Origin of the sequence: Pseudomonas sp. ok266 (genome assembly GCF_900110195.1) — a bacterium.
Lineage (GTDB): Bacteria > Pseudomonadota > Gammaproteobacteria > Pseudomonadales > Pseudomonadaceae > Aquipseudomonas > Aquipseudomonas neuropathica.
Map to the genome: position 1 here is coordinate 38,648 of NZ_FOCU01000008.1, position 19,684 is coordinate 58,331.

17 protein-coding genes are annotated in these 19,684 nt (G+C 61.4%); 8 read left to right on the forward strand and 9 right to left on the reverse strand.

Annotation, left to right across the window (positions count from 1 at the left end; genetic code table 11):
• The first annotated feature begins 187 nt into the window (after window positions 1-187).
• Window positions 188-2,281: a mechanosensitive ion channel family protein gene (locus BMY54_RS16150; RefSeq protein ID WP_093434450.1), complete on the forward strand. Its 2,094-nt coding sequence runs from the start codon at window positions 188-190 to the stop codon at window positions 2,279-2,281.
• A 115-nt stretch (window positions 2,282-2,396) separates the two neighbouring features.
• Here BMY54_RS16150 and BMY54_RS16155 read toward each other — a convergent pair whose 3' ends face one another.
• Window positions 2,397-6,683, reverse strand: coding sequence for a DEAD/DEAH box helicase (locus tag BMY54_RS16155; protein WP_093434453.1), 4,287 nt, complete (start codon window positions 6,681-6,683; stop codon window positions 2,397-2,399).
• A 307-nt stretch (window positions 6,684-6,990) separates the two neighbouring features.
• On the opposite strand from BMY54_RS16155, the gene BMY54_RS16160 reads away from it, so the two are divergent.
• Together BMY54_RS16160 and BMY54_RS16165 are read left to right on the forward strand one after the other, a co-directional pair.
• The gene (locus tag BMY54_RS16160; protein WP_049802170.1) at window positions 6,991-7,875 is read left to right on the forward strand and encodes a sugar nucleotide-binding protein; all 885 of its coding nucleotides are present in this window, start codon (window positions 6,991-6,993) and stop codon (window positions 7,873-7,875) included.
• Window positions 7,868-8,800, forward strand: coding sequence for an NAD-dependent epimerase/dehydratase family protein (locus BMY54_RS16165; RefSeq protein ID WP_093434456.1), 933 nt, complete (start codon window positions 7,868-7,870; stop codon window positions 8,798-8,800). Before BMY54_RS16160 ends, BMY54_RS16165 begins: the two co-directional genes overlap by 8 nt.
• 379 nt (window positions 8,801-9,179) lie before the next feature.
• Here the strand turns inward: BMY54_RS16165 and BMY54_RS16170 are convergent, their stop codons facing one another.
• The 5 genes from BMY54_RS16170 to BMY54_RS16190 form a co-directional block, all read right to left on the reverse strand.
• Window positions 9,180-9,878, reverse strand: coding sequence for an OmpW/AlkL family protein (locus BMY54_RS16170; RefSeq protein ID WP_007910962.1), 699 nt, complete (start codon window positions 9,876-9,878; stop codon window positions 9,180-9,182).
• A gap of 223 nt (window positions 9,879-10,101) precedes the next feature.
• Window positions 10,102-10,620: a DUF3299 domain-containing protein gene (locus tag BMY54_RS16175; RefSeq protein ID WP_093434953.1), complete on the reverse strand. Its 519-nt coding sequence runs from the start codon at window positions 10,618-10,620 to the stop codon at window positions 10,102-10,104.
• Between the two features lie 11 nt (window positions 10,621-10,631).
• On the reverse strand, window positions 10,632-11,897 hold the full coding sequence (locus BMY54_RS16180) for an ABC transporter permease (RefSeq protein ID WP_093434459.1): 1,266 nt from the start codon (window positions 11,895-11,897) through the stop codon (window positions 10,632-10,634).
• A 1-nt stretch (window position 11,898) separates the two neighbouring features.
• Complete coding sequence (locus BMY54_RS16185; protein ID WP_016984101.1) at window positions 11,899-12,609, reverse strand: ABC transporter ATP-binding protein; 711 nt, start codon at window positions 12,607-12,609, stop codon at window positions 11,899-11,901.
• A 138-nt stretch (window positions 12,610-12,747) separates the two neighbouring features.
• The gene (locus BMY54_RS16190; protein ID WP_093434462.1) at window positions 12,748-13,341 is read right to left on the reverse strand and encodes a DUF2796 domain-containing protein; all 594 of its coding nucleotides are present in this window, start codon (window positions 13,339-13,341) and stop codon (window positions 12,748-12,750) included.
• Between the two features lie 135 nt (window positions 13,342-13,476).
• Between BMY54_RS16190 and BMY54_RS16195 the strand changes: the two genes are divergently transcribed.
• Window positions 13,477-13,836: a hypothetical protein gene (locus BMY54_RS16195; RefSeq protein WP_093434465.1), complete on the forward strand. Its 360-nt coding sequence runs from the start codon at window positions 13,477-13,479 to the stop codon at window positions 13,834-13,836.
• Window positions 13,837-13,924: 88 nt separating this feature from the next.
• Here the strand turns inward: BMY54_RS16195 and trxA are convergent, their stop codons facing one another.
• The 3 genes from trxA to BMY54_RS16210 all read right to left on the reverse strand — a co-directional run bounded on the left by trxA (window position 13,925) and on the right by BMY54_RS16210 (window position 16,074).
• Window positions 13,925-14,797, reverse strand: coding sequence for a thioredoxin (trxA, locus tag BMY54_RS16200; protein ID WP_093434468.1), 873 nt, complete (start codon window positions 14,795-14,797; stop codon window positions 13,925-13,927).
• 162 nt (window positions 14,798-14,959) lie between these two features.
• The gene (locus BMY54_RS16205) at window positions 14,960-15,613 is read right to left on the reverse strand and encodes a class I SAM-dependent methyltransferase (RefSeq protein ID WP_093434471.1); all 654 of its coding nucleotides are present in this window, start codon (window positions 15,611-15,613) and stop codon (window positions 14,960-14,962) included.
• Entirely contained in the window at window positions 15,610-16,074 is a 465-nt protein-coding gene (locus BMY54_RS16210; protein ID WP_093434474.1) for a YbaY family lipoprotein, read from the reverse strand. Before BMY54_RS16210 ends, BMY54_RS16205 begins: the two co-directional genes overlap by 4 nt.
• Before the next feature lie 128 nt (window positions 16,075-16,202).
• On the opposite strand from BMY54_RS16210, the gene nrdR reads away from it, so the two are divergent.
• From nrdR to ribBA, 4 genes are read left to right on the forward strand one after another with little or no spacing between them, the layout of a single operon-like run.
• The gene (gene nrdR / locus BMY54_RS16215; protein ID WP_007910946.1) at window positions 16,203-16,667 is read left to right on the forward strand and encodes a transcriptional regulator NrdR; all 465 of its coding nucleotides are present in this window, start codon (window positions 16,203-16,205) and stop codon (window positions 16,665-16,667) included.
• The gene (gene ribD / locus BMY54_RS16220) at window positions 16,664-17,797 is read left to right on the forward strand and encodes a bifunctional diaminohydroxyphosphoribosylaminopyrimidine deaminase/5-amino-6-(5-phosphoribosylamino)uracil reductase RibD (protein WP_093434477.1); all 1,134 of its coding nucleotides are present in this window, start codon (window positions 16,664-16,666) and stop codon (window positions 17,795-17,797) included. Before nrdR ends, ribD begins: the two co-directional genes overlap by 4 nt.
• 47 nt (window positions 17,798-17,844) lie before the next feature.
• Entirely contained in the window at window positions 17,845-18,507 is a 663-nt protein-coding gene (locus BMY54_RS16225) for a riboflavin synthase (RefSeq protein WP_093434480.1), read from the forward strand.
• Between the two features lie 16 nt (window positions 18,508-18,523).
• On the forward strand, window positions 18,524-19,615 hold the full coding sequence (ribBA, locus tag BMY54_RS16230; protein WP_093434483.1) for a bifunctional 3,4-dihydroxy-2-butanone-4-phosphate synthase/GTP cyclohydrolase II: 1,092 nt from the start codon (window positions 18,524-18,526) through the stop codon (window positions 19,613-19,615).
• The last annotated feature ends 69 nt before the right edge of the window (window positions 19,616-19,684 follow it).

Genomic DNA, 19,684 nt, shown 5'->3' on the forward strand with positions numbered 1-19,684 from the left:
AGGGTTTTCAGGGTTTGAGTTCGACTCCGAACACTCAGGTCGATGTACTTCTCGCAGACAACTCGGTCAGTTCCCTCTCCCTATGGGCGGTCCGACGTTTCGGGAGGGCTAGGGTGAGGGCGCTCTTGAACTTGCCGTACAAATATCGATCAGTTCCTTACAGGTTCAGCCACGGGAGATCGGAGTTTTGATCAAGTTCAGGATCGCCATTGTGCTGGGAGCACTGCTGTTTCTCGGCGCCAGTGAAATCGACGCCGCTGCATTGCCGGGTGTGCCGGCCGCCGCCGAAGAAGCGGCCAAACCCGAGCCGATAGTGCAGGGCGGTCTGCTCGGCGCGATCAGTTCGAGCATCGATGACGTCCAGGACAAACTCGATCTCAACGAACACCTGGTCGACGCCTGGCGCCTGCGCGCCGATCGCGCCGCCGATGAAGTCGACAAACTGGTCAACCAACCCTCGAACCGCTCGGGCTGGAGCGTCGCCGGGGACTTCCTCACGCTGTCGGGCGTCTGGCTTGGCAGTTTCGCGTTGTTGACCGTGCTCGGCAGTTTGATGGCCAAGCGTCTGCGTGAGGGGCGCTGGTTGCGCACCCGCCAGCGCAGTCAGGATCTGATTGGTTACTTGCTGCCGTACACCGTGCCGGCGCTGATCTGCCTGCCGCTGACGCTGTACGTCAGCCATTTTCTGCAAGCATCGGTCGGCCGTGCGCTGGCGCTGTGTCTGGCCTACGCCACCAGCAGCGGCATCTTTTCCACCTCGATGTTGCTGTGCGTGGTGGTGATGTTCAACGTCGGCCATAAACGTCCGGCGGCGCGGATCATCCGCAACTACTGTCCTCGACCGCTGTTCCTGATCGGTTTCCTCGCGGCTCTCAGCGATGCGCTGACCAGCCCGCAGATCGCCCGACAACTGGGCGGCAATATCACCAGCAGTATCGCGGTGTTCACCGGGCTGATCGCCTCGATCATTTTCGGCTTGCTGGTGATTCGACTGCGCCGCCCGGTGGCGCATTTGATCCGCAATCGTTCGCTGAGCCAACGGCTGAAACAGCCTTCGTTGCAGGAGTCGCTGCGGATTTTCTCGGGACTGTGGTACTGGCCAATCGTGCTGATGGTGCTGGTCTCGGCAGTGAATCTGATCGGTATCGGTGAGGACAATCAGAAGGCCCTGCGTTGTGCGTTGTTCACCACGGTGTTGCTGATCGGCACGGTGTTCCTCAGCACGATCCTGCAGCATCTGTTCAAGTCACGAAAGGCTGAGGCAATCCAGCGCAGCAGTGCCTACAAGGAGCGCTTTCTCAGCCTGTTGCACGCTTTGCTGCGGATTGTCATCGCCATCGCGTTCATCGATATCCTCGGGCGGATCTGGGGCGTGTCGCTGCTCGATTTCGCTCAGAGCAGCACGGTTGGACGAGCCATCAGTAACGCGCTGAGCAGCATTGGCCTGATCTTCCTGGTCACTTGGTTGCTGTGGGTGGTACTCGACACAGCGATTCAGGAAGCGCTGAAACCGCCACTCAGCAAACGCGCGGCGCGCCAGCCGAGCACACGGGTGAAAACCATCCTGCCGCTGCTGCGCAACGCGATCAAAATCATCCTCGTGGTGATCTGCGCAATCACCACTATGGCCAATCTGGGGATCAACGTTGCGCCACTGCTGGCCGGTGCCGGGGTGGTCGGGCTGGCCATCGGTTTCGGTTCGCAGCAACTGGTGCAGGACGTGATCACCGGGCTGTTCATCATCATCGAAGACACACTGTCGATTGGTGACTGGGTGGTGCTCGATTCCGGGCATGCCGGCACCGTCGAAGGGCTGACCATCCGCACTCTGCGCCTGCGCGACGGCAAGGGCTTTGTGCACTCGGTGCCGTTCGGCCAGATCAAGGCTGTGACCAACCAATCGCGGCAGTTTGCCTTTGCGTTTTTCTCGGTGCAGTTCACTTACGACACGGATGTGGATAAAGCCATCGAGCTGATTCGCGAGACCGGTGATTCGATCCGTGAAGACCCGTTCCTCAAGTACAACCTGCAAGGGCCGCTGGACGTGTTTGGTGTGGACAAGATGGATTTGAACGGCGTGGTGCTGACGGCGCAGTTCCGCACGGTATCCGGTGGGCAGTATGCGGTGAGCCGGGCGTTCAATCAGCGCTTGAAGAAGCTTGTGGATAACAGCCCGGAGGTGCATTTCGCGCAGACTTATCCACAGCAGGTTTTGTTGCCGAAGCGGCAGCAGGAAGGGGCGGTGGTGGTGAGCGAGGTGCCGCAGGAATCGCGGACTTAACGGGTGGATTTTTGGTGGGAATGCCAGCGCTATCGCGAGCAGGCTCACTCCTACAGGGGAACGCATTCCAAATGTAGGAGTGAGCCTGCTCGCGATGGCGCCAGACCCGCCAACCTCAATGCCGGATCAGCTTGCCGCGCACCTGCTCCATGCCGATCTGATCCAGCTCCAGCCAAAACTGCTGCTTTCCGGCAATCTCCGCCGCCGCTGGAATCCCATCCCGATAGACCAACCGATTACTCACCAGCGCCGGCACTTTCGTCCCCGGCAACAACGTCCCGGCCAGGTTCAATGGATCGACCCCGCACACCGCGACCAGACTGCCGTCATGCGGTCGCCGACGCACTTCGCGCAACAATGGAATCGCCTCGGGCAAGGCAAACTGTTCCCCCGCCAAACCACTGACAAATCGTCCACCGCGAATCTCGCCCCGTGCTTCCAGCCGATGAAACGTGCGCAGCAATTCGCGCCAGCTCGGCAACCAGTCCGCCTCACGCTCCAGCAAGCGCCAGAACACCACGCCATAACGGCGCAACAATGTCATCGCGACATGTTCCAGGGTTTCGCTGTTATCCACAGCCGTTCCGCGCCGCAGCAACGCCCAGCGCCCGGCATCATCCATTCCACCGACAAACGCCCCGCGCCCGCGACGACTGCTGCGCTGCTGGCGTTTGCTCGGCGGGGTGATCAAGGCGCGCAGGCCGGCGAAGCTGTCGGCGTTCACCAGACCGGCGCCAACCAGCTCCTGCAAGGCGATTTCCAGCTCGGTGCGCAGCAGGTGCGCTTCATGAATCAGCTCATCGAAAAACAACGCGCCGTGTTGACTCAAGGCTTCAAAGACCTTCTGGGTTTTTGGCGACAGTTCGTTCACCGGCGTCTGTTCGGCCAGCGCACTCCACAAACCGACCTGACTACGTGGCAGCAGCACGATCGGCGTGCTGCGCAACGCCGTGCCGCTGACTTTCTGCCGGGCACTGAGGCGCGTCCACACCAGTTTGCCGTTGCGGCACAAATCATCCAGCCAGCTCGGTGAGTAGTCTTTGAGGCGGGCCGGAAGAATGTCGCTGTCCCACGCCGAAGCGGCCGCCGCGTAGCCTTCGAACTGGCCGACAATCGCGGGCAACACGGCGCTGCCCTGACCGCGAGTTGCGGGCGACAGATGCTGCCAGTCGAACAGAAACCGCATGAAATCCTGCAGCGCGACCGGTTCGATTTCCCGGCGCAGGCGCTTGACCGTGTAGCGATGAATGCGCGCGAGCAGATGCCGTTCGCACCATTCCTCAATGTTGACCTTGGGCGTGAACTGGCCGCGTAGCACGTAACCTTCGCGCTCCAGTTGGGCAAGGGCTTGATGGACTTCAGTGGCCTGCAACGCGAGCGGTTCGGCAATCGCGGATAACGGCAGCGGTCCGAAGGCACCGAGGCGCGCGCGAATCACTTCGATCAGCGCTTCATCGAACGTCCACGCCTCATCGAATCCCGGCAACGCCTTCAGTTCGGCTTGCAATTTGGCCTGTGGATAAAGCGCTTGCAGACACGTCAGGCGTTCGCGGGCCAGCCACAAGCCATGCTCGGCATCGATCTGTAGACGGCAGGCGCGACCACTGCTGGCCAGATTTTCCAGCCATGCACGCCAGCCTTCGTTCGTTTGCACTTCCTCATCGCTGATGCACGCCAGGCTCATCAGCGCCTCATGCATTTCATCCACAGCGTTCGGTGTCGGCCACGCCTCTTCATGCACGGCGGCAATCGCGTCCGCATCCAGAGCACCGAGGTCATCGGTCGATTGTGGATCGCTCCAGCGCCGATTGATTACCGCCTGGGTACGACGTTCTTCGAGCGGTGCATCGTCGAGAAAGGTGTACGGCCGCGCGCTGAGAATTTCTGCCGCGAGCGGCGATGGCGCCGGCAAGTCGCGGCTGATCAAGCGCACGTCGCCACGCTCCATGCGCCGTAGCAGATTGAGCCAGCCCTCGCTGTCCATCGCCCCGTGCAGGCAATCGTCGAGGGTTTGCTCAATCAGGGGATGTTCGGGAATCTCGCGCTCGCCAGCAAGGTTTTCCAGGCAGGCGATCTGATCGGGAAACACGCTGGCAATCAGGTCTTCGCTTTTCATCCGCTGCAACTGTGGCGCAACTTTGCGCCCGCCGGTAAATCGCGGCAGCGCCAACGCCACACCGGCATTCCAGCGCCAGCGCACGCCGAACAGCGGCGCGTCGAGTACGGCTTGAATCAGGATGTGCTCGGCGTTGTTGCTGTGCAGGTAACGCCAGACGTCATCGAGTTCAAAGCTGTGGCTGGTGGACAGCGACAGGACGATCGCGTCTTCGCTGGCGGCGGCCTGCAATTCGAAGTTGAAGGTGCGGCAGAATCGCTTGCGCAGGGCCAGGCCCCAGGCGCGGTTGATGCGGCTGCCGAACGGCGAGTGAATGATCAGTTGGGTGCCACCGGATTCGTCGAAAAAGCGCTCCATCAGCAGCGTGTCTTGCGAGGGCAGGGCGCCGAGGGTCTGCCGGGCGCGGGCGAGGTATTCGACCAATTGTTCGGCGCTGGCGCGGTTGAGGCCGAGGGTCTGTGTCAGCCAGTCGAGTGCCGGTTGCAGATTGCCGGGGCTGGCGCTGAGCAGTTCATCGAGTTGTGCTTGCAGACGTGCGACAGCCGATGACAATTCATCGCTGCGTCCCGGCGCTTCGCCGAGCCAGAACGGAATGGTCGGCGGCTGGCCGTGGGCATCCTCGACGCGGACCTTGCCGGTTTCCACGCGCAGGATGCGATAGGAGGTGTTGCCGAGCTGGAACACGTCGCCGGCAATACTTTCCACCGCGAAGTCTTCGTTGACGCTGCCGATGTTCAGGCCATGCGGCTCGAGCATGACGCTGTAGTCGGCGTTATCGGGAATGGTGCCGCCGCTGGTCACGGCGGTCAGTTGTGAACCGCGACGGCCACGCAAGGTGCGGCTGACGGCGTCGCGGTGCAGGTAGGCGCTGCGGATGCCCTGGCGACCGTTGTAGCCTTCAGCGAGCATGCTCAGCAGGGCTTGATAGTGTTTTTCGTCGAGGTCGCGGTAGGGCGAGGCGCGGCGGAACATCGCCAGCAAGGCGTCCTCCGGCCATTCCTGACAACTGACTTCGGCGATGATCTGCTGCGCCAAAACATCCAGCGGCGCGACCGGGATGTGCAGGGTGTCGAGTTCGCCTCGGCGCACGCAGTCGAGCAGGGCGGTGCATTCGATCAAGTCGTCGCGGGTGGTGGCGAACAAACGGCCCTTGGGTGTGCCGCCCACCTGGTGCCCGGAGCGGCCAACACGTTGCAGAAAACCGGCGATAGAGCGCGGTGAGGCAATCTGGCAGACCAGATCGACTTCGCCGATATCGATGCCCAGTTCCAGCGAGGCGGTGGCGATCAACACCTCTAGCTCGCCGCGTTTGAGCCGTTGTTCGGCGTCGAGGCGAAACTCCTTGGCCAGGCTGCCGTGGTGCGCGGCTACGGCGTGTTTGCCCAGGCGTTCGCTGAGGTGCCGGCTCAGGCGTTCGGCCAGGCGCCGGGTGTTGACGAAAATCAGCGTGGTGCGGTGCTCGCGCGCAAGTTCGGCGAGGCGGTCGTAGACCCGTTCCCAGACATCGTTGGCCATCACTGCCGACAACGGCACGGGCGGCACTTCGATGCCCAGATCCCGTGGCCGCGCATGGCCGATGTCGATGATTTCGCAGGGGCGCTCATGGCCGACGAGAAATTGCGCCACGGCTTCGACCGGTTTCTGCGTGGCCGAAAGGCCGATGCGGGTCAGCGGTTCGCCGCACAGCGCCTGCAGTCGCTCAAGACTGAGGGCCAGATGACTGCCGCGTTTGCCTGCGGCTATCGCGTGGATTTCATCGATGATCACCGTGCGCGTGGTGCCGAGCATTTTTCGTCCCGATTCCGAACCGAGCAGCACGTAGAGCGATTCCGGCGTGGTCACCAGAATGTGCGGCGCGGTCTTGCGCATGGCCGCGCGTTCTTTTTGCGGGGTGTCACCAGTGCGCACGGCGGTGGTGATTGCCAGCCCAGGCAGACTCATCTGCCGCAGGTGTTCGGTGATCCCCGCCAATGGGTTTTGCAGGTTGATGCGAATGTCGTTGGAAAGCGCCTTCAGTGGCGAGACGTAGACCACCAGGGTTTCGTCGGGCAGGCCGTCGGGATCTTCAAGGCCTCGGTGGACGAGGTCGTCGAGCACGGCCAGAAACGCAGTGAGGGTTTTGCCGGAGCCGGTGGGCGCAGCGATCAGCGTCGAACGGCGCTGGCGGATCAACGGCCATGCGCGGGCCTGGGCGGCGGTGACCGTCGCGAATGTGTTGCTGAACCAGGCGCTGACGGCGGGGTGAAAGCCTGCCAGGGCCGCGTCCGTGGGGATGGGCAGATTCATGGCTTAAGTTATGCGGGCGCGGGTGTGAAGATGCAAGTACCGCTGGGATCTTCAGCGTCTTGCCGGACCTCTTCGCGAGCAAGCTCGCTCCCACAGTGGATTTGTGTGCGCCGTAAATCCCTTGTGGGAGCGAGCTTGCTCGCGAAGGGGCCAGTGGCCACGACACAAATCCCGGCGATCTGCACTTTACGGATGACGGTTGCGCACTAAACCCGCAAAATGCAACGATTCCGGCAATTATCGACGACGGTTTCACAAGAGCCGTCGCTAAAGCCATCGTTCCAATCAGACTGGGCCTGCTGACTCTATGCGAATGCGCCTTATGTTACTGGGCGGCGGAAATGCCCTTGGGCAGGCGCTGATTCGCCTCGGTGCAGAGGAAGACATCGGTTTCCTCGCCCCCCGCCCGCCCGAAAACGGCTGGGATGCCGCGAGCCTGACCCAATTGCTCGACGACACCCGTCCCGATGCATTGATCAATCTCGCCTACTATTTCGACTGGTTCCAGGCCGAAACCGTCAGCGAAAGCCGCATGGCCGGGCAGGAACGTGCGATCGAACGTCTGGCCGAACTGTGCCAGCACCACAACATCGTCCTCGTCCAGCCTTCCAGTTATCGGGTGTTCGACGGTTCGCGTGCCACGGCGTACAGCGAAAAAGACGAACCGGTGCCACTGGGTTTGCGCGGTCAGGCGTTGTGGCGAATTGAACAAAGTGTGCGCGCCACTTGCCCGCAACACGTTTTGCTACGATTTGGCTGGTTGCTCGATGACAGCCCGGACGGCACTCTGGGGCGCTTCCTCGCCCGCGCCGAACAACCGGAAGAGTTGCTGCTGGCCGATGACCGCCGTGGCAATCCGACCCCGGTCGACGATGCCGCGCGAGTGATCATTTCGGTGCTCAAACAACTCGATTGCGCCGCGCCACTGTGGGGCACTTACCACTACGCCGGCCACGAAGCGACCACACCGCTGGCGCTGGGCCAGGCGATTCTGACCGAAGCGCGCAGCCTGCACGCCCTAGCGATCGAAGCACCAACCGCCCAGGCTCACGCCGCGCGACCGGACGCTGCCGAAGAGCCGCAACACGCGGTGCTGGCCTGCAAGAAAATTCTGCACACTTTCGGGATCAAACCGCGCGCCTGGCGCGCCGCACTCCCGGGCTTACTGGATAGGTTCTACCGTCATGGCTGAAGGGACTGTTTTAATCACCGGCGGAGCCGGATTCATTGGCTCGCACCTGACCGACGCCTTGCTTGCAAAGGGGCATTCGGTGCGCATTCTCGACGATCTGTCGACCGGCAAGCGCAGCAACCTGCCGCTGGATAACTCCAAGGTTGAGCTGATTGTCGGCGATGTCGCCGATGCGACGCTGGTGGCCAGAGCCATGCAAGGCTGCAGCGCAGTCGCTCACCTGGCGGCCGTGGCGTCGGTGCAGGCCTCGGTGGACGATCCGGTGAAAACTCACCAGAGCAACTTCATTGGCACGCTGAATGTCTGCGAAGCCATGCGTCTGGCCGGGGTCAAACGGGTGTTGTACGCCTCCAGCGCGGCGGTGTACGGCAACAATGGCGAGGGTGAGTCGATTGATGAAGAAACGCCCAAAGCCCCATTGACGCCTTACGCTTCGGACAAGCTGGCGGGCGAACATTATTTCGATTTCTATCGCCGCCAGCATGGCCTGGAGCCGGTGATTTTCCGCTTCTTCAATATCTTCGGCCCACGTCAGGATCCGTCCTCGCCGTACTCCGGGGTGATCAGCATCTTCAGCGAACGCGCACAGAAAGGCTTGCCGATTACCGTGTTCGGTGACGGTGAGCAAACGCGCGATTTCCTCTATGTCGAAGACCTGGTCGATTTGCTGGTACAGGGCATCGAAAAACCTGAGGTGGAAGTCGGTCCGGTGAACGTTGGATGGAATCAGGCGATGAGCCTCAAGCAGATGCTTGAAGCCCTGCAAGCGGTGGTCGGTCAACTGCCACCCGTCAGCTACGGCCCGGCGCGCTCCGGTGATATCCGTCATTCCCGGGCGAATAACGCTCGTCTGCTGGAACGCTTCAAGCTGCCGCAGCAGACGCCGATGAGCGTGGGTTTGGCGCGGTTGTTGGGGCGTGCCTGAAAAGAGCCCCTCATCGGAACGCCGCCCGCCTAACCCTCTCCCAGAGGGAGAGGGGACTGACCGAGGTGTTCTTTCGAGTTACACCGACGTGAGATACCGAGTCGAACTTGGATTTGAAAAGCACCCAAATCGGCTCCCTTTCCCCCTCTCCCTGAGGGAGAGGGCTGGGGTGAGGGGGGAGACTCAAACTCACCACGCATTCCAGGCAGACATGAAAAAGGCGCCCTTTGACAGGCGCCTTTTTCACGGCCGGAATCTGTCGCTACTCCTGTGGCAAGGGGATGTTATCCCCCGATCAACTGCGTACGGTCGCCGTCAGTTCTATGCCTGCTCACCACCAAGCCTCATTCACCACCACGTGAACGTTCGGTCAATCGACTTAGAACTTATAGCCCAAACCGACCATGTAGATGAACGGATCCACATCCACATTCACCCGTGCGCGAGTGCCCGGCGCAACGGCGTTGTTTTCGACGGTGGCGCGGGTGTCGATGTCGATGTAACGCACTTGGGCGTTGAGCATGATGTTGTCGGTCAGCATGTAGTCGGCACCGACCTGCCAGGCCAGACCCCAGGAGTTTTTCGCCTTGAAGTTGCTGAAACCGTTAGCACTGGCTTCGCTGCCGACGTGTTCGTCATAGATCCAGGTGTAGTTGATACCGCCACCGACATACGGCTGGAACGGCGACTTCGAATCCAGCGGGTAGTAGACGACGCTGAGGGTCGGCGGCAGGTGTTTCAGGGTGCCGAGCTTGCCGTTGGCCGCTGGCAGGGCAGTACCCTTGAGTTTGACGTCATGCTCGAACGGCGTGGCCGCGAGCAACTCGAGGCCGACGTGATCGGTAAGCATGTAAGCGAAGTTCAGACCCAATTGAGTGTCGCTGCTCATGGTCGCTTTGCCGCCCAGATTGGTGCCGCTCAACGGACCCTGATCGACCTTGACGCTGGAGCTGTCGGCCTTCGGGTTGACGGTGATCGCACCGGCGCGGATGAGGATGTCACCGGCTTCGTGGGCGTGGGCGAGCGGGGCTGCGAGCGCGAGGGCAAACAGCGAAGCGCTGAGCAAGGACTTGTTCATGGGGGCTCCGAAAGGACGTTAAAAATGTTCGATGTCCTATGGTACGAAGCCAACTGATACGGTCTTTTGACTCAGCTCAATGAAACAGTGAAGGGGCGGGTTTCTGTGGAACCTTTGAAGGCCCCTTCGCGAGCAAGCTCGCTCCCACCCTGGAATGTGATTTCCTGTGGGAGCGAGCCTGCTCGCGAAGACGATAGATCAGCCAATACAAAACTACCGGGGTTTACTCCGGCAGTTCATACACATAAATCTTGTCCGCATCCATCTGATACCCGGCATCCGCCAGTTCGCTGCTCGACGCCTTGACCTGCAACGGTCCCTCGACCCAGTACGGCTGATACAGCTCATCAAGCTTCACGCCCAACTCGCTTTTCACATGCACAATCTGGTTCGACGGCGGTGGCGGCACGTGGATGCAGGCGCCGAAATACGGCACCAGCAAAAAGTCCGTGGTGCGTCCTTCTTCATTGACTTCCAGCGGCACGATATAACCCGGCAAACGAATGTTCTGACCGTCGAGGGACTTCACCACCGGCGCGTTCGGCAGGTCCTGCTTGGCCGCTGGCGCGGACTCGGCGGACAGCGCATCACTCATCTTCGACATGTCGTGCAGCGGGGTCATGTTCGGCACTTCCGGCGCGGCGTCCGGTGGAATCATTTCCGACCACGTCAGGTCTTTCGGCGCCGCTGCCCACACGGGCAGGGCGATCAACAACAGCAGCGCGAGTGCAGCGCGGGGCATGGTGAACATCCTCATAAACGGATCGACAGGCCATCGGCCAAGGATTGGCGATAAGCGCGCCAGGCCGGCACGCTGCCCATCAGCAGCGCGGCCGCCAGAATGCCACCGAGCAGCGTCCATTCATACTCGCTCGGCCACGCCAGCGGCAGATACAAACCGTAATTGGCCTGTACATAACCCTGCGCGGCGGCGATGCCGATGTACAACAACGCCACCCCGGCAATCACCCCGGTCAGCGCCAGTGCAAACGCCTCGAGCACCAGCAGACTCGCGATATGCCAAGGGCGCGCACCGACCGAACGAAGGATCGCCATCTCGCGACGCCGTTCGTTAAGGCTGGTGAGAATCGCCGTGAGCATGCCGATCAACCCGGTCAACACCACAAACAACGAGACCACGAACAGCGCTTTTTCAGCGGTGCTCATCAGGCTCCACAACTCCTGCAAGGCTACACCCGGCAGAATCGCCAGCATCGGCTCGCCACGGAATTCGTTGATCTCGCGTTGCAGGGCGAAGGTGGAAATCTTGCTGTTGAGGCCGAGCATGAATGCGGTGATCGCTTGCGGCGTCAGGTCCATGTTGCGCGCCTGATCCGCTGTGATCCGCCCATTGCCACGCGCCGGAACACCGTTGTGCCAGTCGATGTGAATCGCCTCCATGCCGCCGAGGCTGATGTGCAATGTGCGATCGACCGGGGTGCCGGTGCGCTTGAGAATGCCGACCACGGTGAACGGTTTGTCGTCGTGCTTGACCAGACTGATCGCGGCCACTCCGTGGGCCAGCACCAGTTTGTCACCGAGCTTGTAATGCAGCGCATCGGCCACTTCCGCACCGAGCACCACTTCAAAAGGATCGGTGGCAAACGCACGACCGTCCGCCAGTTGCAGATGCTGCTGGCGACCGTACTGGTAATGCTCGAAGTAGGCTTCGGTAGTGCCCATCACCCGGTAGCCACGATGGGAGTCGCCGAGGGACATCGGGATCGCCCACTTCACTTTCGGGTTGCTGGCGAAGTGTTCGAAGCTGTCCCAGCGGATGTTGTTGGTGGCGTTGCCGATGCGGAACACCGAGTACAGCAACAGGTTCACCGAGCCGGAACGGGCACCAACGATGAGGTCGGTGCCGCTGATAGTACTGGCGAAACTGGCTTTGGCCTCGGTGCGCACCCGCTCAACGGCGAGCAACAGACACACCGAGAGGGCGATGGCAAAAGCCGTGAGCAAAGCGGTGAAGCGGCGGTTGGCCAGGCTGGCCATGGCCAGACGAAACAGATACATCTCAGACCTCGGCAGACGTGGCGGCGCGATTGAGTTCGGCCAGGGACAGGTGACGGTCGAACAGCGGCGCCAGGCTCTGGTCGTGGCTGACGAACAGCAGACTCGATCCGGCCTCGCGGCATTCGGCGAACAGCAGGCGGATGAAGTTTTCCCGGGCGTCGTAATCCAGTGCCGAGGTCGGTTCGTCGGCGATCACCAGCTCAGGCTGACCGATCAAGGCGCGGGCTGCAGCAACCCGCTGCTGTTGGCCGATCGACAGCGAATCGGCGCGACGGCTGAGGATGCTTTCATCCTTTAAGCCGAGGTGGGCGAGCAGGGTGGCGGCGGCTTGATCGACGCTGCCGTGGCGCTGTTTCGCCCGTTGCGCGCGCAGCTTGGAAAAGTGACACGGCAGTTCAACGTTCTCGCGTACCGAAAGAAACGGCAGCAGGTTGAACTGCTGGAAAATGTAGCCGGTGTGATCGACGCGGAAGGTGTCGCGAGCGCCGGCGGAGAGTTCGGTCAGCTCCTGGCCGAGCAAGCGAATGCTGCCGCGACCGGGTTTCTGCACGCCGCCGAGCAGACCGAGCAGGGTGGTCTTGCCGCTGCCGCTGGGGCCTTTGAGGAACAGGGTTTCGCCGGCTTCCAGACGAAACGCCGGAATGTCCAGCAGCGGCGGATGACCGGGCCAGTTGAAGCCCAGGTCGGACAGTTCGATGAGTGCTTGGGTCATTTGAAACCGGATATGGAGTTGAGTGGCCCCTTTGTAGGAGTGAGCCTGCTCGCGATAGCGGTGTACCAGTCAGCACTGAATCAACTGACAGTCTGCTATCGCGAGCAGGCTCACTCCTACAAGGGATCTTCACAGATTTCAGAATTTCAGGGCAGCAGCCTTGGCCGTCACTTCGGTACCTTGCTGGCCGCTGGCGCTGATCAGTTGTACCTGAATTTTCTGCGTCGCCGGGAAGGTATTGAAGACATTAGTCAGGTCCAGCGTCTTCAACGCACCCGGTGTGGCGCAGTTGAATTGGTAATGCGCGTGGATTTCGCTGTGGTCGTGGTGATGCTCGTGACCGTCCTTGTCCGCTTCATCGTCGTCATGGTCATCGGCATCCGGCTTGTCGCCGAACAACGGACTTTCCAGTTCCTGACTGACCACTTTGCAACCGGCAGCAGTGGGCAGGCTGAACAGGGTCAGCGGCTTTTCCAGTTGCGCACGGGCGGCAGCGACTTTGGCCTTGTCGGCGTCCGTGGTCGCAACGTGTTCGAAACCAACGAGGTTCATCGCCGGGCTTTCCAGCTCCAGCTCAAGGGTCTGGCCATCGAGCGCGGCATTCAGACGGCCAACACCATGTTCATGCGCACCGAGGCTGCCGTGTTCATGGTCGTGATCGTGCTCATCGGCAGCATGGGCGATGGCCAGCGGCAACAGGGCAAACGGCAAAGCGAGCAGCAGACGACGCATGACGGTCTCCGGGAAGTAAAGTGACGAGTTTGTTATGTAATCTTATAACGAAAGTGCGCAGAGTTTGCCCGTGCGCTTGGCGTTGCACAAGTCCCGTGGGAGCATGCACGTCAGAAAAGTGCAGGAGCGAACTCAATGTTGCGGATACGCGGAACCGTCGGCGACGTGCCGGTGGATTTGACGGTGGAGCTGGATGACGGCGATTGGGCGAAGCTCGGTTCGGCACTGAATGGGCAGGCGCCGGTTGCTCAATCTGAGGCGGTCGCGTCTGCCCCGGCGGCGAAACCGCTGAATCAGGACGATGCCTCGTGGCAGTTGGCCAAGGATCTGTTGCGCAAGGCCGGGCAGCTCAGCGGTCCGGATCTGCTTGATCAACTGGAAGGGCTGACCGGCAGCGCGGTGGCGGGCAAACGCTTGTTGGTGCGCCTGCGCCACAGTGCGGACGTGAAAGTGGTGAGCGGCGGGGATACGCCGCTCTACAGCTGGATCGAGTGAACCGCAAAAGATCGCAGCCAGCGGCATCTCCTACAAGGGTGTACACGATCCCAATGTAGGAGCTGCCGCAGGCTGCGATCTTTTGATCTTAATAAAGCGCAGCAAACATTTTGCGGCGGTACATCGTCACCAACGGATGATCATTGCCCAGCAGCTCGAACACCTGCAGCAAGGTCTTGTGCGGCAGGCCTTCGGCATAGTTGCGGTTGCGGACGAACAGCTTGAGCAAAGCATCCAGCGCCGCTTCGTACTGCTGACGCGCCAGTTGCTGGATCGCCAGTTGATACACCGCTTCATCGTCCTGCGGATCTTTCGCCAGTCGCGCTTTCAGGTCGGCAGCATCCGGCAAGTCACGCGCCAGACCGAGGAACTTGATCTGCGCCTTGGCCCCGGCCAGTGCAGCCTTGTGCTCGTCGCTCTTGACCGCGTCGAGCACAGTTTGCGCTTCATCCAGTTCGCCGCGTTCAGTCAGGCAGCGCGCGTAGAGGATCAGTGCCTTGGCGTTTGTGTTGTCCTCAGTGAGCATCACCACCAGCGCTGCCTCGGCATCGGCGTAACGGCCGTCATCAAACAACGCCTGAGCCTGCTCGAACGGATCGGCTGCGGCCGGTGGCGGCATCTGCACGTGCGGCTCAAGCAGGGCGCGCACGGCGGATTCCGGTTGTGCACCGGCAAAGCCGTCGACCGGCTGACCGTCCTTGAACAGCACCACGGTCGGCAGGCTGCGAATACCGAAGCGGGCGACGATGTCCTGCTCGATGTCGCAGTTGACCTTGGCCAGCAGCAACTCGCCCTGATAGCTCTCGGCAATGCCTTGCAGCATCGGCATCAACGCTTTGCACGGCGCACACCATTCGGCCCAGAAATCCACCAGCACCGGTTTGTTGAAGGAAGCCTCGATCACCGACTGGTCGAAATCGGCCGTCGTGGCGTCGAAGATGTACGGCGTTTGCTCACTCATGGGGGATCTCGTAGAAGCGTGAATGGGGCAACTATACGGCTTGGCGGGGGGTGGCCGGAAGGCAGAGATGTGTTGTCTGGCAGGACGCCTTCGCGAGCAGGCTCGCTCCCACAGGGAAACGCATTCCAAATGTGGGAGCGAGCCTGCTCGCGAAGCTTTTAGCTAGCGCCGCGCATGGTAGAGGCTGACATGTCTGAATTCTTCCGGCTCCGCCAGATCGGGCAAGGTCATCGCCTCAAGCATTTCAATGCGCTCATACAATGGATGCCTAAAATCCCGAACCCGCGAATCCGCCACCAGCGCTTCACGGCCACGACTTAAAAACGCATCGAGCAACGGCAAGTTCGCCCGGTCGTACAACACGTCCGCCACCAGAATCAGATCAAACCGATCCGCTTCGGCAAAGAAATCCGTCGAATAACTCATCTGCACATCATTCAGCTCGGCATTCGCCCGACACGCGGAAATCGCCAGCGGATCGAGATCGCACGCCACCACCTCCAGCGCCCCGGCCTTCACCGCCGCGATCCCGGCAATCCCGGAACCAGCGCCGAAATCCAGCACACGCTTGCCGCGCACCCACTCGGGAAACTCCGACAGATACCGCGCCACCGCCAGACCGCTGGCCCAGCAGAAACCCCAATACGGTGGCTCGTGCAGAATTCGCTGAATTTCTTCCTGGCTGAATTCGCGATCCATGTTGTCGCCATCGATCAGCCATAGCTGTAAATCAGTGTCCGGCAACGCACAGACCTTGAGTCTGGCGTCGCCGAGCAATTCACCTAACGCCTGTTGCAGGTCGAGCGGTGCAGTCATGGTGCTTTGACAAATTGCAGTTGGCCCAACGCCTGAGTGGTCGGCTGGCCGATAGTTTGCGACGGCAGATGCAGGATCAACTGACCGGACTGGCTGGCGCGACCGCGCAGCTCAACCCGCGCGCCGGCCGGGAACGCGTCCGGGTTGAAGCGCAGGCGGAACGGCAGGATCTGGTTGTTGCCGATCAGGCTGGAACTGGCGAGCAATTGTTGCGGGCGATCCTTTTCGTCGATCACCAGCAGCGCCAGTTCGACTTCGGCACCGGCCGGCACGCCTTGCAGGGTGCCGCTCAATTCCCGTTGATAAGCCGGCAGCGGGCCAAGTTCGGCAGCCTCTTTGGCTTTTTTCTGCGCTTGCTGCGGCGCAGGTCCCGGTGCTGGCGGCTGGGGCTTGGGTGCATCGCTGCCACAGGCCACCAGCAGGCTGAAAAGACTGAGCAAAACGAGCGGACGTAACGGCATTGGATGCTCCAGCAAAATGAAATCTATGGATCAAACGATCATGCCGTTCTGTATACCGCAAAGCCTATGGCTTGTCTTGCCACCGGGATGCGCTACCATGGCCCTCCCTTTTTTTGTTGCCAGCCACCATGCACTGTCCCTTCTGCGGTGCCAACGACACCAAGGTCATCGACTCGCGTCTGGTCGCCGAGGGCGAGCAGGTGCGCCGCCGGCGTGAATGCCTGGCCTGCGGCGAGCGTTTCACGACGTTCGAGACGGCCGAACTGGTGTTGCCGCGCCTGATCAAAACCGACGGCAGCCGCCAACCGTTCGACGAAGAAAAACTCCGCGCCGGGATGCAACGCGCCCTGGAGAAACGTCCGGTGAGCGTCGAGCGCCTCGAATCCTCTCTGGTTCACATCAAGCACAAGCTGCGCGCCACCGGCGAGCGCGAGGTCAAATCCCTCGTGGTCGGCGAACTGGTGATGGCTGAGTTGCAAAAGCTTGATGAAGTCGCCTACATCCGCTTCGCCTCGGTGTACAAACGCTTCCAGGACCTTAACGAGTTCCGTGAAGAAATCGACCGCCTCGCCCGCGAACCGGTGAAAGAATGACCAGCGCCGGCGAGCAGGCCATCCTCGACGCTCACTTCATGGCTCGCGCGCTGGAACTGGCGCGCAAAGGTCATTACACCACCCATCCCAATCCTCGGGTCGGCTGCGTTGTGGTGCGTGATGGGCAGATCGTCGGCGAAGGCTGGCATGAGCGCGCCGGCGAACCGCACGCCGAAGTCCACGCCCTGCGCGCCGCCGGTGAATTGGCCCGGGGCGCGACCGCTTATGTGACGCTGGAACCGTGCAGCCACCATGGCCGCACGCCGCCGTGTGCCGAAGCGCTGGTGAATGCCGGGGTTGCCCGGGTGGTGGCAGCGATGCGCGATCCGAACCCGCAAGTCGCCGGACGTGGTCTGCAGCGCCTGGCCGATGCCGGCATTGCTACCGAAAGCGGCGTGCTCGAAGCCGAGGCGCGCGAGCTCAATCAAGGTTTTCTGAAACGCATGGAGCACGGCTTGCCGTACGTGCGGGTCAAGTTGGCTATGAGTCTCGATGGTCGGACAGCCATGGAAAGCGGCGAGAGCCAATGGATCACCGGCCCGGCCGCACGTTCGGCCGTTCAGCGTTTGCGCGCTCAAGCCGCCGTGGTGCTGACCGGCGCCGACACCGTGCTGGCCGATGGCGCGCGTTTGACCGTGCGTGCTGAAGAGTTGGGTCTGGATGCCGAGCAAACCGCGCTGGCCATGAGCCGACCGCCGCTGCGCGTGCTGATCGACGGGCGCCTGCGGGTGCCGCTGGATGCGCCGTTCTTCAAGGCTGGCCCGGCATTGGTTGCCACCTGTGTCGCGATCGAAGAGCAATACGCGCATGGCCCCGAGTGCCTGATCGTGCCGGGTGATGACGGTCAGGTCGATCTGCATCAATTGCTGATCGAACTGGCCAAGCGAGGCACCAACGAAGTGCTGGTCGAGGCTGGCCCACGCTTGGCCGGTGCCTTTGCTCAGCTCGGTCTGGTCGACGAATTCGTGATCTTCATCGCCGGCAAGTTCCTCGGTTCTTCGGCGCGTCCGCTGCTGGACTGGCCGCTGGCTTATATGAAGGATGCGCCGGAGCTGAAAATCACTGAAATTCGCGCGGTGGGCGATGACTGGCGAGTCACTGCCATCCCTGTCCTTTCGGCGAGCGTATAATTCCCGGCCATCGCGTTAGCGCTGGCCCAGTTCTCAAGGAGAACCCCATGTTTACCGGCATCATCGAATCCATCGGCAGTATCCGCGCATTGACCCCAAAGGGCGGTGATGTGCGGGTCCACGTCGCCACCGGCAAGCTCGACCTGAGCGACGTCAAACTCGGCGACAGCATCGCGGTCAACGGCGTCTGCCTGACCGCTGTTGAGCTGCCGGGCGACGGCTTTGCCGCCGACGTCAGCCGTGAAACCCTCGACTGCACCGCCATGAACGACCTGAAAAGCGGCAGCCCGGTCAATCTGGAAAAAGCCCTGACCCCGACCACCCGTCTCGGCGGGCACCTGGTCAGCGGCCACGTCGACGGTGTCGGCGAAATCGTCTCGCGCAGCGACAATGCCCGCGCCGTGGAATTTCGCATTCGCGCGCCGAAGGAACTGGCCAAGTACATCGCCCATAAAGGCTCGATCACTGTCGACGGCACCAGCCTGACCGTGAACGCCGTCGATGGCGCCGAGTTCATGCTGACGATCATTCCGCACACCCTGAGTGAAACCATCATGGCGTCGTACAAGCCAGGTCGCCGGGTGAATCTGGAAGTTGACTTGCTGGCACGGTATCTGGAGCGTCTGCTCCTCGGCGACAAGGCCGCAGAGCCGAGCGCTGGTGGCATCACCGAAAGCTTTCTGGCCGCCAACGGCTACCTCAAATCCTGACTGAAGGGGGTGCCTTGTGGCGCTCAATAGCATCGAAGAACTGGTTGAAGACATCCGCCAAGGCAAGATGGTCATCCTCATGGATGACGAAGACCGCGAGAACGAAGGCGACTTGATCATGGCCGCCGAATGCTGCCAGGCCGGGCACATCAACTTTATGGCCAAACATGCCCGTGGTCTGATCTGCATGCCGATGAGCCGCGAGCGCTGCGAACTGTTGAAGCTGCCGCTGATGGCGCCGCGCAACGGTTCCGGTTTCGGCACCAAGTTCACCGTGTCGATCGAAGCCGCCGAAGGCGTAACCACTGGCATTTCCGCCGCCGACCGTGCGCGCACCGTGCAAGCGGCGGCCGCCAAAGACGCCAAGGCTGAAGACATCGTCAGCCCGGGCCACATTTTCCCGCTGATGGCCCAGGCCGGCGGCACCCTCGCTCGTGCCGGCCACACCGAAGCGGCTTGCGACCTCGCGCGCATGGCCGGTTTCGAGCCAAGTGGCGTGATCTGCGAAGTGATGAACGACGACGGCACCATGTCCCGTCGCGCTGAACTGGAAGCGTTCGCTGCTGAGCACAACATCAAGATCGGCACCATCGCCGACCTGATTCACTACCGGATGATCCACGAACGTACCGTTCAGCGGATTGCCGAGCAGCCACTGGACAGCGAACTGGGTCAATTCAACCTGGTGACCTATCGTGATTCGGTGGAAGGCGATGTGCACATGGCCCTTACGCTGGGCACTGTTTGCGCCGAAGAGCCGACTCTGGTTCGGGTGCACAACATGGATCCGCTGCGCGACCTGCTGATGGTCAAACAACCGGGCCGTTGGAGCCTGCGCGCCGCCATGGCTGCGGTCGCCGAGGCGGGCAGCGGTGTCGTGTTGTTGCTTGGTCACCCGCTCGATGGCGATGTGCTGCTGGCACATATCCGTGAAACGGGTGAGCAGGCAGCGCCGAAAAAACCGACCACTTACAGCATCGTCGGTGCCGGTTCGCAGATTCTGCGTGACCTCGGTGTGCGCAAAATGCGTTTGATGTCTGCGCCAATGAAATTTAATGCGATATCCGGTTTCGATCTGGAAGTTGTAGAATACGTGCCCTCCGAATAATGACCGGTTGTTTCCGGTCTCCGATTCGCGGCAAATAAATCACTGAGGGACGCGTAGCAGACGCGTCCC

What these genes read in the sequence shown, in the direction of transcription:
- BMY54_RS16155 (WP_093434453.1), bottom strand. Translation starts at nt 6,683, where the DNA reads ATGAATCTGCCCATCCCCACGGACGCGGCCCTGGCAGGCTTTCACCCC.
- BMY54_RS16160 (WP_049802170.1), top strand. Translation starts at nt 6,991, where the DNA reads ATGCGAATGCGCCTTATGTTACTGGGCGGCGGAAATGCCCTTGGGCAG.
- BMY54_RS16165 (WP_093434456.1), top strand. Translation starts at nt 7,868, where the DNA reads ATGGCTGAAGGGACTGTTTTAATCACCGGCGGAGCCGGATTCATTGGC.
- BMY54_RS16170 (WP_007910962.1), bottom strand. Translation starts at nt 9,878, where the DNA reads ATGAACAAGTCCTTGCTCAGCGCTTCGCTGTTTGCCCTCGCGCTCGCA.
- BMY54_RS16175 (WP_093434953.1), bottom strand. Translation starts at nt 10,620, where the DNA reads ATGCCCCGCGCTGCACTCGCGCTGCTGTTGTTGATCGCCCTGCCCGTG.
- BMY54_RS16180 (WP_093434459.1), bottom strand. Translation starts at nt 11,897, where the DNA reads ATGTATCTGTTTCGTCTGGCCATGGCCAGCCTGGCCAACCGCCGCTTC.
- BMY54_RS16185 (WP_016984101.1), bottom strand. Translation starts at nt 12,609, where the DNA reads ATGACCCAAGCACTCATCGAACTGTCCGACCTGGGCTTCAACTGGCCC.
- BMY54_RS16190 (WP_093434462.1), bottom strand. Translation starts at nt 13,341, where the DNA reads ATGCGTCGTCTGCTGCTCGCTTTGCCGTTTGCCCTGTTGCCGCTGGCC.
- BMY54_RS16195 (WP_093434465.1), top strand. Translation starts at nt 13,477, where the DNA reads ATGTTGCGGATACGCGGAACCGTCGGCGACGTGCCGGTGGATTTGACG.
- trxA (WP_093434468.1), bottom strand. Translation starts at nt 14,797, where the DNA reads ATGAGTGAGCAAACGCCGTACATCTTCGACGCCACGACGGCCGATTTC.
- BMY54_RS16205 (WP_093434471.1), bottom strand. Translation starts at nt 15,613, where the DNA reads ATGACTGCACCGCTCGACCTGCAACAGGCGTTAGGTGAATTGCTCGGC.
- BMY54_RS16210 (WP_093434474.1), bottom strand. Translation starts at nt 16,074, where the DNA reads ATGCCGTTACGTCCGCTCGTTTTGCTCAGTCTTTTCAGCCTGCTGGTG.
- nrdR (WP_007910946.1), top strand. Translation starts at nt 16,203, where the DNA reads ATGCACTGTCCCTTCTGCGGTGCCAACGACACCAAGGTCATCGACTCG.
- ribD (WP_093434477.1), top strand. Translation starts at nt 16,664, where the DNA reads ATGACCAGCGCCGGCGAGCAGGCCATCCTCGACGCTCACTTCATGGCT.
- BMY54_RS16225 (WP_093434480.1), top strand. Translation starts at nt 17,845, where the DNA reads ATGTTTACCGGCATCATCGAATCCATCGGCAGTATCCGCGCATTGACC.